This window comes from Enterobacter cloacae complex sp. P17RS, from assembly GCF_014895885.1.
Classification (GTDB): Bacteria; Pseudomonadota; Gammaproteobacteria; order Enterobacterales; family Enterobacteriaceae; genus Enterobacter; species Enterobacter bugandensis.
Window position 1 is genome coordinate 23,501 of record NZ_JADBQK010000028.1, and the last position, 13,069, is coordinate 36,569.

Annotated in this window: 11 protein-coding genes and 1 pseudogene; 4 read left to right on the plus strand and 8 right to left on the minus strand. The window is 56.4% G+C overall.

All coding sequences use genetic code 11. The annotated features are described in order from the left end of the window. Positions 1-275: 275 nt before the first annotated feature. Complete coding sequence (locus tag IM265_RS18815) at positions 276-563, plus strand: HTH-type transcriptional regulator (protein ID WP_028015078.1); 288 nt, start codon at positions 276-278, stop codon at positions 561-563. Between the two features lie 38 nt (positions 564-601). Here IM265_RS18815 and IM265_RS18820 read toward each other — a convergent pair whose 3' ends face one another. Beyond that, positions 602-2,221, minus strand: coding sequence for an ABC-F family ATP-binding cassette domain-containing protein (locus tag IM265_RS18820; protein ID WP_193031591.1), 1,620 nt, complete (start codon positions 2,219-2,221; stop codon positions 602-604). Positions 2,222-3,016: 795 nt separating this feature from the next. On the opposite strand from IM265_RS18820, the pseudogene IM265_RS22215 reads away from it, so the two are divergent. Both IM265_RS22215 and IM265_RS18830 read left to right on the plus strand, forming a co-directional pair. Further along, a pseudogene (locus tag IM265_RS22215) lies at positions 3,017-3,241 on the plus strand (hypothetical protein); the annotation flags it as partial. Further along, on the plus strand, positions 3,202-3,579 hold the full coding sequence (locus tag IM265_RS18830) for a hypothetical protein (RefSeq protein WP_301538619.1): 378 nt from the start codon (positions 3,202-3,204) through the stop codon (positions 3,577-3,579). The pseudogene IM265_RS22215 and the gene IM265_RS18830, both read left to right, overlap by 40 nt. A 93-nt stretch (positions 3,580-3,672) precedes the next feature. On the opposite strand, the gene glyS is transcribed toward IM265_RS18830, so the two are convergent. The 3 genes from glyS to IM265_RS18845 all read right to left on the minus strand — a co-directional run bounded on the left by glyS (position 3,673) and on the right by IM265_RS18845 (position 7,129). Next, complete coding sequence (gene glyS, locus IM265_RS18835) at positions 3,673-5,742, minus strand: glycine--tRNA ligase subunit beta (RefSeq protein WP_028015075.1); 2,070 nt, start codon at positions 5,740-5,742, stop codon at positions 3,673-3,675. 9 nt (positions 5,743-5,751) lie between these two features. Further along, entirely contained in the window at positions 5,752-6,663 is a 912-nt protein-coding gene (gene glyQ, locus IM265_RS18840; protein WP_003860141.1) for a glycine--tRNA ligase subunit alpha, read from the minus strand. Positions 6,664-6,823: 160 nt separating this feature from the next. Further along, complete coding sequence (locus IM265_RS18845) at positions 6,824-7,129, minus strand: YsaB family lipoprotein (protein ID WP_028015074.1); 306 nt, start codon at positions 7,127-7,129, stop codon at positions 6,824-6,826. A 182-nt stretch (positions 7,130-7,311) separates the two neighbouring features. Here IM265_RS18845 and IM265_RS18850 point away from each other — a divergent pair, with 182 nt between their 5' ends. Further along, positions 7,312-8,307, plus strand: coding sequence for an acyltransferase (locus IM265_RS18850; RefSeq protein ID WP_126300638.1), 996 nt, complete (start codon positions 7,312-7,314; stop codon positions 8,305-8,307). Here IM265_RS18850 and IM265_RS18855 read toward each other — a convergent pair. The 4 genes from IM265_RS18855 to xylA all read right to left on the minus strand — a co-directional run bounded on the left by IM265_RS18855 (position 8,300) and on the right by xylA (position 12,701). Further along, complete coding sequence (locus IM265_RS18855) at positions 8,300-9,220, minus strand: GlxA family transcriptional regulator (protein ID WP_045260023.1); 921 nt, start codon at positions 9,218-9,220, stop codon at positions 8,300-8,302. The two genes, IM265_RS18850 and IM265_RS18855, sit on opposite strands and share 8 nt — an antisense overlap. After that, a complete protein-coding gene (locus IM265_RS18860; RefSeq protein ID WP_193031589.1) occupies positions 9,220-9,759 on the minus strand; it encodes an isochorismatase family protein in 540 nt (179 codons plus the stop codon). Before IM265_RS18860 ends, IM265_RS18855 begins: the two co-directional genes overlap by 1 nt. Positions 9,760-9,862: 103 nt before the next feature. Beyond that, complete coding sequence (gene xylB / locus IM265_RS18865) at positions 9,863-11,317, minus strand: xylulokinase (RefSeq protein ID WP_063437286.1); 1,455 nt, start codon at positions 11,315-11,317, stop codon at positions 9,863-9,865. 61 nt (positions 11,318-11,378) lie between these two features. Then, on the minus strand, positions 11,379-12,701 hold the full coding sequence (gene xylA, locus IM265_RS18870) for a xylose isomerase (RefSeq protein ID WP_193031586.1): 1,323 nt from the start codon (positions 12,699-12,701) through the stop codon (positions 11,379-11,381). Positions 12,702-13,069 lie beyond the last annotated feature (368 nt).

Consider the following 13,069-nt stretch of genomic DNA (forward strand, 5'->3'; position numbering starts at 1 on the left):
ACAAGGATAGTCCAGGTCAGCCTTGCAAGATACTCTTTTCATGTAAAACGACTATTGCCGATTTATTTCTTACTATTTACAAAAAAATACCTGGCGAAGCCGACATATGGTTAATCAGGGAATTAGCATAACTATCCAGATAGCTGAATCGCGTAAAGCGATCGTTACCGCACGATTAATCACAGCCGTGACGATCCTTGGTTTGTATTAGGGACTATTCTTAATTGGCTCTCTGATGTTCTTGATCACGATGTGAGATTTAAGAGGAGTTCTCAATGGAATATAAAGATCCTGAGTTTGAGCTGCTGAGCAGTCTGGAACAGATCGTTTTTAAAGATGTACCGCAGGCCATTACCCTGCAACAAAAATCCAATCCCTTTACAGAATATGAGCAATTGCGCAAAGGGACAGGACTGAAAACTGAAGAATTCGCCAGAGCGATGGGTGTCAGCGTGGCTATGGTGCTGGAGTGGGAGTCAAAACGAGAGAAACCCACCCCAACCGAGTTAAAGCTGATGCGCCTGATTCAGGCCAACCCTGCACTCAGCAAACAGATAGCGTAGTAAAGTTTGAACGCCCCCGCCTCTGCGGGGGCTTGTGTTTAAAGGCTCTCGAAACGCCAGCCCGTCTCTTCCCACACCATCTCGTGCGTCAACGTTAACCCTTTTAAAAACGCATCATCGTGTGACACCACCAGCAGCGCGCCGGGGAAACCAGCCAGCGCCGCTTCAATAGCCTGCACTGAGGCCAGATCCAGATGGTTGGTCGGTTCATCCAGCAACAGGAGCTGCGTGGCCTCCCCGCGCCAAAGCACGCAGGCCAGCGCAGCCTTCAAACGCTCACCACCGCTCAGTTCCGCCAGCGGGAGCGAGACTTTGTCGGCCCCCAGCTGAAGCTGGGCTAAACGGGTGCGTAACATACCCTCTTCCAGGGGCGTATTGCCCAGGTTGAGGTGCGTCATGACCGACTGCGACAGATCGAGCCGGGAAAGATGCTGATCGAGATAAGCACAGCTGACCGACACCTTACAGGTTCCTGAGCGTGGACTAATGTCGCCGAGGATGGCTTTCAACAGCGTCGATTTCCCGCAGCCGTTCGGACCTTTTAGCGCCACCCGCATTGGCCCATCCATCCGCCAGCTAAGCGGAGGAACAGGCACATGCGGCAGCACCAGATCTTCCAGCACCAGCACCTGTTTACCTTCCGGGATCTGACTCCCCGGCAGGGTAAACATCACCGGGTTATTTTCTTCAACCCGCTCACGCGCCTTGTTTACCGCGGCATTCAGGGCTTCATTTTGCTCGCTGTGCTGTTTTTTCCAGGCGCCGATACGTTCCTTTGCCGCGCCTTTGTATTTGACGCGTTCAAACGACGCGATATTCAGGGTATCGACGGTGCGTAATGTTTTTGCCGAGCGCCGCTGGCTGTCGTCATGCTCTTTTTGCATACGAGCGCGGGTGCGTTTGCGCTCCGTGGCCGCATGTTCCAGCGCCGCGCGGGCCGCCTGCTGTTCGGCATCGCGCTGGGTTTGATAATCTGCATAATTCCCGCCGTAGCTGCGCAGGCCGCCGCTGCTCAGCTCAAGAATACGCGGCACCTGCGCCAGCAGCTCACGGTCATGGGAGGCGACGAGCACGCCGCCCTGATAACGGGCAAGCTGGTCGTAGAACCACGCCCGTCCTTGTCGATCCAGATGGTTAGTCGGTTCGTCCAGCAGCAGGAAATCCGCTTCAGCCGTAAATGCCCCGCACAGCAGCGCGCGAATACGCTCGCCGCCGCTGAGCTCACCGGCTGGCTTATCTGGATCAAACGGCGGAAGTTTCGCCCGGGCAAACCCCTCGCCCAGACGTTCAGCTAAATCCCAGAATCCATCAAGCATTTCCAGATCGTCAGGCTGGTAATCGCCGCTGTCGATACGCGCTCGCGCCGAAAAGATGGCCTCGTACCCGAGCAGCTCAGCCAGCGTCGTGTGCGGCAAAATGTCCTGCTGCTGAGCCACATAGACGTGTGTTCCGGTACGTTCAATATGCCCGCTTGCAGGCTCATCAAGCCCCGCAAGCAGACGCAGCAGACGCGTTTTCCCGCTGCCGTTACGGCCAACCAGAGCGCACAGAGACGGCTCCAGAGAAAAACTCAGCGGACCAAAAAGGGTATCGCCCGTCGCAAACTGACAGGAGACCTGATGCAAAATAAAAGAAGGGGACTGCGCAAAATGAGCCATAAGCACTCCTGAATGAAATCAAAATATCCCCTGCCCACGCGGTGGCGTTTAGCAAGGATCGAAATTCATCAGTCGTGTTTGTTCATTTTTGGGGGGCGCTCCAGAGCGAGAAATTTAACGGAGATAAGGATAGCGGTAATGGGTTGACCATTTCAAGGTTAAATTTTGGACGATTTGTACTCCCTCTCGCTTTGGGCTGAGGGATCCCCACCAAATATTGCTTGCACAGACGGCCCCCTCTCCCTTGAGGGAGAGGGCTGGGGTGAGGGGAAGCATACGACTCTGGTGGTCATTCCGTTCACTTTATGTTCCTTGCTACTCTGTAACGACAATACCCGTGAACGTGCCAGGGTGGCTCAGTCGCCACCACCCTGGCTACCCGGGCTCCCGGCGGTAAATCGCCGCTACGCGGTACCTTCGGCTTATTCCTTCCGGCTTATCGGGGACGGGCGGAGGTAACATCCCTGTAAAGCCCGCCCTCTCGGCGCATCCATGCGCCTCGCCCCGGCCTGCAGGAAACGCCTCAGCGATTTACAGCCGGACCATAGCGTCGCTGTAAGACCTCTGCCCACAGTATGCTTTTCATTGCGGTAATTTTGCGAGTCTCTTTCCAGAAATGGTAATATCCTCAGTGGCATAGCTCAAATCTATTGCCGCCTGTTTTGATGAGCAGTAAGTTCTCTTTGCACCTGCAAAATCAGGTGCCGGGTTTAGCATCCTGGCTTATCTTATCGGCGGCACATTATGTGCAGCATGCTTTGCTACATCTCAATGGTGGGCTGAGCAGGGGCATCGAAAGATGCGCCGGTATCCGATAAGGCCGGTAATGCTAACTCTGTTCAGTCCACCACCAGCGAAGTTAGCATTTCCGGTGGTCGAAGCTTTATCACTTATCGGAGGCTGCCAATATGGCTACTACCCCAACCCAAGCTCATTCTTTATTCACCCTGCCCTTTAACCACGCCACCGACTTCACCGAACTGGCGGATAACTGCGAACGTTTTACCGACGCACTGGTAGATTGCGAAGAACCCGCCCCAAAAATGGCGCTTTACGGCAGACTTTATGCCTGTCTGAATCTTCTGCAACCCACGCTTCTGGAACCTGTTCCGGACGCTTTAAAAGCCAGCCTGACCGTGAAGGAACTCCCGTCACGCGTTCCGGCTTTCGAACCCGAATGCGATCAGCTGGGGCGCTACTGTCAGGAGCTTACGCAGATGCTGATGAACGGCTCACTGCCGCGACAATCTGAAATCGTGATGGAAGATTTGCTGTGCGAGCTGGTCAGCTACTTTGCTGATACGCTGAAGGCACCGCGCTGGCTGCAGACAGACGAAGGCACAATCGCGATCGGCTAAACCTGCCGGATGGCGCTGCGCTTATCCGGTCTACAAAAGACCCATAAAAAAACCCGCCGAAGCGGGTTTTTAGCATGTGTTACAACGGGCACATTACTGCAACAGCGAAATATCCGCCACGCGCAGGAACAGCTCGCGCAGTTTTTCGAGCATGGAGAGACGGTTAATACGCAGTTCTTTATCTTCTACGTTCACCATCACTTTCTCGAAGAAGGCGTCGATCACGTCACGCAGCTCCGCCAGCTCCACCAGCGCTTCCTGGTAGCGACCTTCCGCGAAGTACGGCTCGAGCTTGTCGCGCAGCACCACAACCTGCATCGCCAGGGCGATCTCTTCCGGCTCTTTCAGCGTCGCGGCGTTTACGCGCTCGTTCAGCGTCTCGTCGGATTTCGCCAGGATGTTGGATACACGCTTGTTGGCCGCCGCCAGAGCAGATGCCGCTTCCAGCGTACGGAAGTGGGAAACCGCCTTCATACGCGCATCGAAATCAGCCGGACGGGTTGGACGACGCGCCAGCACCGCCTGAATGGTGTCGACGGTGTAACCTTCGTCCTGATACCACGCGCGGAAACGGCCGAGCATAAAGTCGATCACGTCATCCACAACGTTCGCGTTGGTCAGCTTGTCGCCGTACAGACGCACCGCTTCTTCGGTCAGGGTCTGCAGATCAAGGTTCAGGTTCTTCTCAACGATGATGCGCAGCACGCCCAGCGCGGCACGACGCAGCGCAAACGGGTCTTTATCGCCTTTAGGATGCTGGCCGATGCCGAAGATACCCGCCAGGGTGTCCATCTTATCGGCAATCGCTACAGCGCAGGCAACCGGGTTGGACGGCAGATCGTCGCCCGCAAAGCGCGGCTGATACTGCTCGTTCAGAGCTACGGCCACGTCTTCCGCTTCGCCATCGTGACGCGCGTAGTGCATGCCCATTACGCCCTGGGTGTCGGTGAATTCGAACACCATGTTGGTCATCAGGTCGCATTTGGAGAGCAGGCCCGCGCGGGTCGCGTGGTTAACGTCGGCACCGATTTCACGGGCGATCCAGCCGGACAGCTCCGCGATACGGTCGGTTTTGTCGCGCAGCGTACCCAGCTGCTGCTGGAACAGCACGGTCTGCAGGCGCGGCAGGTTATCTTCCAGACGCTTTTTACGGTCGGTATTGAAGAAGAACTCGGCATCTGCCAGACGCGGGCGCACCACTTTCTCGTTACCGGAGATAATCTGGCTCGGATCTTTCGATTCGATGTTCGCCACGAAGATGAAGTTTGGCAGCAGCTTGCCGTCGTTGGCGTAAACCGGGAAGTACTTCTGGTCACCCTTCATGGTGTACACCAGCGCTTCTGCCGGAACGGCCAGGAATTTCTCTTCGAATTTCGCGGTCAGCACAACCGGCCATTCCACCAGAGAAGTGACCTCTTCCAGCAGGCTGTCGCTCAGATCGGCATTACCGCCAATCTTACGCGCCGCTTCTTCCGCGTCCGCTTTAATTTTGGCTTTACGCTGTTCGTAGTCGGCAATCACTTTACCGCGTTCCAGCAGGATCTGCGGATACTGGTCGGCATTGTCGATGGTGAACTCTGGCTCGCCCATAAAGCGGTGGCCGCGGATCACGCGATCGGACGCCACGCCCAGAATGGTCGCCGGGATAACGGTGTCGCCCAGCAGCAGGGTCACGGTGTGTACCGGACGCACGAAGTGTACGTCAGACGCGCCCCAGCGCATCAGCTTAGGAATCGGCAGCTTCGCCAGAGAAGTGGCGATCATGTTTGGCAGCAGCGCTTCAGCGCTTTCGCCTTTCACGTGGGCACGGTACAGCAGCCATTCGCCTTTATCGGTGGTCAGACGCTCGGCCTGATCGACGGTGATGCCGCAGCCGCGCGCCCAGCCTTCGGCAGCCTTGCTTGGCTTGCCTTCCGCGTCAAACGCCTGGGCAATCGCCGGGCCACGTTTTTCAACTTCACGATCCGGCTGAGACGCCGCCAGATTTGCCACTTTCAGCGCCAGACGACGCGGTGCAGCAAACCACTCAATTTTACCGTGCGCCAGGCCAGCGTTATCCAGCTCGGCGGTCACGTTCGCAGCAAAAGATTCAGCCAGGCTGCGCAGGGCTTTTGGTGGCAGCTCTTCGGTGCCGATTTCCACCAGGAAAGTTTTCTCAGACATGGCCGCCTCTTATTTGTTTCGGTTGCACATCGGGAAGCCAAGGGCTTCACGGGACGCGTAGTAAGCTTCTGCAACGGCTTTGGTCAGAGTGCGAATACGCAGAATGTAGCGCTGACGTTCAGTCACGGAGATGGCTTTGCGGGCGTCCAGCAGGTTGAAGCTGTGGGCGGCCTTCAGAATACGCTCGTAAGCAGGCAGCGGCAGCGGAGTTTCCAGCGCCAGCAGCTGCTGTGCCTCTTTCTCGTACTGCTCGAAGCAGGTGAACAGGAAGTCCACGTCCGCGTATTCGAAGTTATAGGTGGATTGCTCCACTTCGTTCTGATGGAACACGTCGCCGTAGGTGGTTTTACCCAGCGGGCCGTCGCTCCAGACCAGGTCGTAAACGCTGTCTACGCCCTGAATGTACATGGCCAGACGTTCCAGACCGTAGGTGATTTCACCGGTGATTGGCTTACATTCCAGACCGCCAACCTGCTGGAAGTAGGTGAACTGGGTCACTTCCATGCCGTTCAGCCACACTTCCCAACCGAGACCCCAGGCACCCAGCGTTGGGTTTTCCCAGTTGTCTTCCACGAAACGGATGTCGTGGATGGTTGGATCCATACCCAGCTCTTTCAGCGACCCGAGATACAGTTCCTGAATGTTGTCGGGTGATGGCTTAATCACAACCTGGAACTGATAGTAATGCTGCAGACGGTTCGGGTTTTCACCGTAACGACCATCGGTCGGACGACGGGAAGGCTGCACATACGCGGTCGCCATTGGCTCTGGCCCCAACGCGCGCAGGCTGGTCATCGGGTGTGAAGTGCCGGCGCCGACTTCCATGTCCAAAGGTTGAACAATGGTACAGCCCTGACGAGCCCAGTAATCCTGTAAGGTCAGGATCAGGCCCTGGAAGGTCTTGGTATCAAACTTTTGCATAGTATTTCGTGCTGGATACGTGTGGTTTTAAATGGAAGGGACCAGTATACCCGCTGGCTGCAAGATATACAGTACGAAACGGGGTTGTTTAGGGAAAATTGGGAAATAAGCCTTCCGGCCAGAACGCTGGCGGCGTCTGGTTGTTGATTATGCGAGCAGGCTAGCGCATGGAGAGATGTAAAAACTGACCGTCCGCATCAAACGAGCAGACAAAGCCCTCTTTACGCGCAGTATACCCTCTAAGCTCATAGCTGCCCTGAAAGCGCTCGAATCCGATGACGTTAATTTTCTGAACGTCCGAGTTATAGCGCCGAGCGGCCCGCTCTTTACAGAGCGCTTCCATATTCAGCGAACGCTCCGGGCTTATTTTTCCCTGCTGCGCTTTTTGCACGGGGACTTCCTGTGGCGCACTGCATCCTGCCAGCATCAACAGCAGAAAGAGTGATGCCACACGCTTCATCATCATTTTTATTACCGTCCTGGTCAGCGGCTGTTATTTTTAGTATCAACACTTTTATAGATTAAGGTCTGCCATTCTGCGAATCTCGCGGTCTCCCGGCAAGCCTGCGCATAAAACTCAGAATTTTCCAAACGAAGACTTTTGGACAATGGGAGTCCCACTCACTTTACAGGGAATACGAGGAACTGATGCCGTCAAAAATTAACTGGATTGATAACCTGCGAGGAATAGCGTGTCTGATGGTGGTCATGATCCACACGACGACCTGGTATGTCACGAATGCCCACAGCATCAGCCCCGTTAACTGGGATATTGCCAATATCCTCAACTCCGCGTCGCGCGTCAGCGTGCCGCTGTTTTTTATGATTTCCGGCTTTCTCTTTTTTGGCGAGCGTAGCGCGCAGCCGAGGCACTTCATCCGCATCGCGGCCTGCCTGGGGTTCTACAGCGCCGTTGCCCTGCTCTATATCACCCTGTTTACCTCCATTAACGCCGGGTTATCCCTCAAATATTTGCTGCAAAAACCGGTTTTCTACCACCTGTGGTTCTTCTTCGCCATCATCGTTATCTATCTGGTCTCTCCGCTCATTCAGGTGAAAAACGTCAGCGGGAAAATGCTTCTGGCCCTGATGGTGGTGATTGGCATCGTCGCCAACCCGAACACGGTCTCGCAGAAAATCGATGGTTTCGAATGGTTGCCGGTAAACCTCTATATCAACGGCGACACCTTCTACTACGTGCTTTACGGCATGCTGGGGCGCGCCATCGGGATGATGGACACGCAAAAGCGCGGTCTGAACTGGCTCTGCGGAGCGCTGTTTATCGCCGGCGTGGCGGTGATTTCACGCGGGACGCTACATGAGCTTCAGTGGCGCGGCAATTTTGCCGATACCTGGTATCTGTATTGCGGGCCGATGGTCTTTATCTGTGCCGTATCGCTGCTCACGCTCGTTAAAAACACCTTGAACGCGCGTCCCCTTCCCGTGCTGGGCTTTATCTCGCGGCACTCGCTGGGAATTTACGGTTTTCACGCGCTGGTGATCCACGCCCTGCGAACAAGGGGCGTTGAGCTCAAAAGCTGGCCGGTGCTGGATATCGTCTGGATTTTTGCCGCTACGCTGGTTATCAGCCTGCTGCTGTCGATGCTGCTGCAAAAAATCGACGCGCGCCGCTTCGTCAGCTAACGCTGCGCTGCCGGGCGCGGTGGTACTGGCGCGGGGAGGAGAAGCCTGCCGCCAGCGAGGCCTGTTCCACGCCGCGCCCCTGCATCAGCCACTGCTCCGCCACCGCCAGACGCAGCTGCTCCAGATAATCGCGGACGCTAATCCCTAAATGCGTCTGGAAAAGCCGGGTGAGATGGCGCGGGCTGACGTGCGCCAGTGCGGCGATATCAGGCAAGCTCCACGTTTTTTGCGGCTCGGCGGTGAGCGCATCCTGCGCCCGATGGATCGCCGGATGAAGATGGTTGCGGTAGCGCAGCCACGGTGAAAGCTGGGGATCGTCACCGGAACGGCGGAACCAGACCACCATCTCGCGCGCCACGGCCAGCGCCTTTTCGGGACCGCACAGGCGGTTGATCATATGCAGCGCCAGATCGATGCCCGACGTGATCCCGGCGCTGGTCCAGATATTCTCGTCCTGTACAAAGATGCGGTTTTCTTTAATCGTCGCCGTGGGAGCCACAGTGCGTAAACGGCTGATAACGTCATGGTGGGTTGTGCACTGTTTGTTATTCAGCAGGCCCGATTTCGCCGCCAGCAGTGCACCAGAACAGACGCACATCACCGTGATATCCCGGCGCTGAATGACCGGCTGCAGGCGCATTAGCCAGTGCTGGATCTGCTGCGCCTGCGGCGTTGAGAACTGAACGCGGGAGTCGCTCACCCCCGGCAGGACCAGCAGACTCCCCGGAGGCAGACTTTCCGGCAACGGCTGGATGCCGCCCATCGTCAGGCCTATCGACGTCGGCACGTCCGGTTGCGGCCCAATGTAATGCAGACGAAACGCGTCGCCAGCCAGCACAAAGGTCTCCGCCGGGCCTGACATATCCAGTGCCAGTACCCCGGGTAACATCACGAACCAGACGTCGATGCGCATTACAGTGACTCCAGCGTCTCCGCTACCGTTTTAATTTCGGCAAAACGCCCGGCCAGTACCGTCTCGGTACGATGGCGAATTTCCGCTGCGCTCAGGGTAATGCCCTTGTACATCATGGGAAACGTCAGCGTTGCCTCGCTCACAAACGTCACAGCATAACCCAGATCGGATGCTACCCGAGCGGTGGTTTCACAGCATTGTTCCGTGCGAATGCCGCAGATAATCAGCTGGTTGATATCACGCTCGCGCAGCCAGCGGTCAAGCCCGGTATCCGTGAAGGCATTATGGACGTGTTTCTGGAAAACCACATCCGGGTGATGACGCAAAAAGGCCATCGGTTTGACATAGCCGCTTTGCAGCGTGAAGGGGCCGTCTTCATCCACATGAAAAATATCAACGACAGGAATACCGCGCGCCTGGCAGCCTTCAATCAGCCCCAGCATCGCCTGCTGAAAGGCAGGAATGTCGCCCTCCTGCCAGTAAGGGCGATGATGGAAGGACTGCTGAGTATCAATATTGATGAGTGCAATGCGTGACATGATAAATCTCCTCGCCAGTGGGTGTGTCACCATACTGGCAAGGAAAGAGAGGCACGCACAGACCAAAAAAGGACATCTTCGTGCCTCTGTCGGACAAGCGAGTTTATGACATCAGCGGCAGCAATTGCTGATAGATTTTGCGGAACACCTCGCGCCTTTCGGCATAACGGGCATGTCCTGCCGCGTCAGGCACATGCGCCTGTTCAAGCGTAAGCTGCGGCAGCAGCTGCGAAAGCGGCTTGTCCGGGTTCATAGCGATCTGCGCCAGACGCGCGGCGCCGAGCGCGGGGCCTACATCCCCTCCCGTGCGGAAATCCAGCTGCAACCCGCTGATATCCGCCAGCATCTGTCGCCAGTAAGGGCTTCGCGCGCCGCCGCCAATCAGGGTGACGCTCGCCGGTTTCAGGCCGCAGTCGTGCACCACATCCATTCCGTCGGCCAGCGCATACCCCACACCTTCCAGAACCGCACGCGCCAGCTCTGCCGGGCCGTGCTGATGGGTTAGGCCAAAGAATACCCCTTTCGCTTCCGGGTTGTTGTGCGGCGTACGCTCGCCAGAAAGATAGGGTAAAAACCAGACGGTACTCGCCGCGTCATCCGCCTGCTGCGCCGCCGAAATGAGTGCCGGAACGTCCGCCATGCCGGTAAGCTTCGCCGCCCAGTCCAGGCAGGATGCCGCGCTCAGCATCACCGACATCAAATGCCATTTTCCCGGAAGCGCATGACAGAAACTGTGCACAGCGCTTTCGGGATTGCTGCGATAGCCGTCGCTGACGGCAAAATAGACCCCAGAGGTTCCCAGCGACAGCATCGCCTGCCCCGCCTCAACCATCCCGACACCCACGGCACCCGCCGCGTTATCGCCGCCCCCGGCCACCACCGGTACGGCAGGCATATTCCAGCGTTCCGCAACGTCTGGCAGCAGCGTACCCGTCACCTCACAGCCTTCGAACAGCGCGGGCATATGTTCCCGGGTCAGATGGCAGGCATCCAGCATCGCCTCGCTCCAGTCGCGCTTCGCCACGTCGAGCCACATCGTGCCGGCGGCATCGGACATGTCGCTGGCGAAATCGCCTGTCATGCGAAAACGCAGATAGTCTTTTGGCAACAGGACTTTCGCCACCTGACGGAAAATCTCCGGCTCGTGGCGCTGTACCCACAAAAGTTTTGGTGCGGTGAAGCCCGGCATCATCAGGTTGCCCGTAATCTCGCGGGACGTGGGCACACGCGCTTCAAGGATTGCGCACTCTTCCGCACAGCGGCCATCGTTCCAGAGAATAGCCGGGCGCAGAACGCGATGCTGGCTATCCAGCAACGTTGCACCATGCATTTGTCCGGCAATGCCCAGCGCTTTCACGTCGCGCAGGCTGTGCTGCTCACCTAAGGCTTTCATCGCGCGATCCGTCGCCTGCCACCACTGCTCCGGGTCCTGCTCCGACCACAGCGGATGCGGGCGTGAAACCTGCAGCTTTTCAGTCTGCGTTGCTAACACGTCGCCCTGCTCGCTTAACAGGATGGCTTTCACACCCGATGTGCCAAGATCGATCCCGATATACATTGTGGTGACTCCTTTGACAGAAATGCCCGGTGGCGCTTCCGCTTACCGGGCCTGGATGCTGTTATTTATCGAACAGGTAGTGATTAACCAGGTTTTCCAGCAATTCCTGATGCCCGCTCTGGTGCTGCGGCGCCAGCTGCTGTTGTTCAGCGTACTTCGCGATGTCCGCAAGCGATAACTGACCCTTCAAAATTTGCTGGCCCAGCTCACTGTTCCAGCCGCTGTAGCGCTTCGCCACGCGCTTATCCAGCTCGCCGTCTTCAATCATACGCGCCGCCACTTTCAGCGCCAGCGCCATGGTGTCCATCGCGCCAATGTGGCCGTAGAACAGATCGTATTTGTCGGTGCTCTGGCGACGCACCTTGGCGTCAAAGTTAAGGCCGCCGGTGGTGAAACCGCCCGCTTTGACGATCTCGTACATCACCAGCGCATTCTCTTCCACGCTGTTCGGGAACTGATCGGTATCCCAGCCCAGCTGCGGATCGCCGCGGTTCGCATCTACCGATCCGAAGATGCCCAGCGCAATCGCAGAGGCAATTTCGTGATGGAATGAGTGGCCCGCCAGGGTAGCGTGGTTAGCCTCAATATTCACTTTGATCTCTTTTTCCAGACCAAACTGCTTCAGGAAGCCATACACGGTGGCGACATCATAGTCGTACTGATGCTTGGTTGGTTCCTGCGGTTTAGGCTCGATCAGCAGCGTGCCGCGGAAGCCGATTTTGTGCTTATGGTCGACAACCATCTGCATAAAACGGCCAATCTGCTCGCGCTCCTGGCGCAGGTCGGTATTGAGCAGGGTTTCATAGCCTTCACGGCCGCCCCACAGGACATAGTTTTCGCCGCCCAGCTGATGCGTAGCGTCCATTGCCGTCACCACCTGCGTAGCCGCCCAGCTAAACACTTCCGGATCCGGGTTGGTGGCCGCACCCGCACCGTAGCGTGGGTTGGTGAAGCAGTTTGCCGTACCCCAGAGCAGCTTCACGCCGCTTTGCTGCTGTTTTTCTGCCAGCACGTCCACCATCTGCGCAAAATTGTTCAGGTACTCTTTCAGCGACGCCCCTTCCGGCGATACGTCAACATCATGGAAGCAGTAGTACGGCACGTTCAGCTTGTGGAAGAACTCAAACGCCACATCGGCTTTGCGTTTCGCCAGCTCGATGGCCTCACCCGGCTGTTGCCACGGACGGTCAAAGGAACCCACGCCGAACATATCGGCGCCGTTCCAGCAGAAGGTATGCCAGTAACAGGCGGCAAAGCGCAGATGATCTTCCATGCGCTTACCCAGCACCAGCTCATCCGGATTGTAGTGACGAAATGCTAAAGGATTGGTCGTTTTTGGGCCTTCGTAACGAACGCGATCGAGTTGGTCGAAATAAGCTTGCATATTGAGCTCCATAATCAGGGTATGCGGCGAGTCGTTGATTCAGGAGTAATAGTGAATAGACATTTTGGGTTGCTCAATTACGTTATTTCACACTGCTATTGAGAGAATGCACAACTGTGCGCTGGCTCGCAAAATAATGCGCAGACAAACTATTTTTCGGCGCGCATTCCAGAATCAAATGTAATTAAGGCGTTACGAATTTTAAAATCCGATCGCGGTCATAAATTCAGAAATAAACCAAATATCGTAATGAGAAGATAAAAATCTGTAATTGCCAGCCCGCTTTTCCGCGTTAAAAATTTGCTGCGACCCAGCAGTGAATGTTTCTTTTATCTCAGCAACACATACCCCTACAAAAAGGCCTAATA

Excerpts from the sequence above, each read along its gene's own strand:
- IM265_RS18815 (WP_028015078.1), top strand. The coding sequence starts at position 276 with ATGGAATATAAAGATCCTGAGTTTGAGCTGCTGAGCAGTCTGGAACAG.
- IM265_RS18820 (WP_193031591.1), bottom strand. The coding sequence starts at position 2,221 with ATGGCTCATTTTGCGCAGTCCCCTTCTTTTATTTTGCATCAGGTCTCC.
- glyS (WP_028015075.1), bottom strand. The coding sequence starts at position 5,742 with ATGTCTGAGAAAACTTTCCTGGTGGAAATCGGCACCGAAGAGCTGCCA.
- glyQ (WP_003860141.1), bottom strand. The coding sequence starts at position 6,663 with ATGCAAAAGTTTGATACCAAGACCTTCCAGGGCCTGATCCTGACCTTA.
- IM265_RS18845 (WP_028015074.1), bottom strand. The coding sequence starts at position 7,129 with ATGATGATGAAGCGTGTGGCATCACTCTTTCTGCTGTTGATGCTGGCA.
- IM265_RS18850 (WP_126300638.1), top strand. The coding sequence starts at position 7,312 with ATGCCGTCAAAAATTAACTGGATTGATAACCTGCGAGGAATAGCGTGT.
- IM265_RS18855 (WP_045260023.1), bottom strand. The coding sequence starts at position 9,220 with ATGCGCATCGACGTCTGGTTCGTGATGTTACCCGGGGTACTGGCACTG.
- IM265_RS18860 (WP_193031589.1), bottom strand. The coding sequence starts at position 9,759 with ATGTCACGCATTGCACTCATCAATATTGATACTCAGCAGTCCTTCCAT.
- xylB (WP_063437286.1), bottom strand. The coding sequence starts at position 11,317 with ATGTATATCGGGATCGATCTTGGCACATCGGGTGTGAAAGCCATCCTG.
- xylA (WP_193031586.1), bottom strand. The coding sequence starts at position 12,701 with ATGCAAGCTTATTTCGACCAACTCGATCGCGTTCGTTACGAAGGCCCA.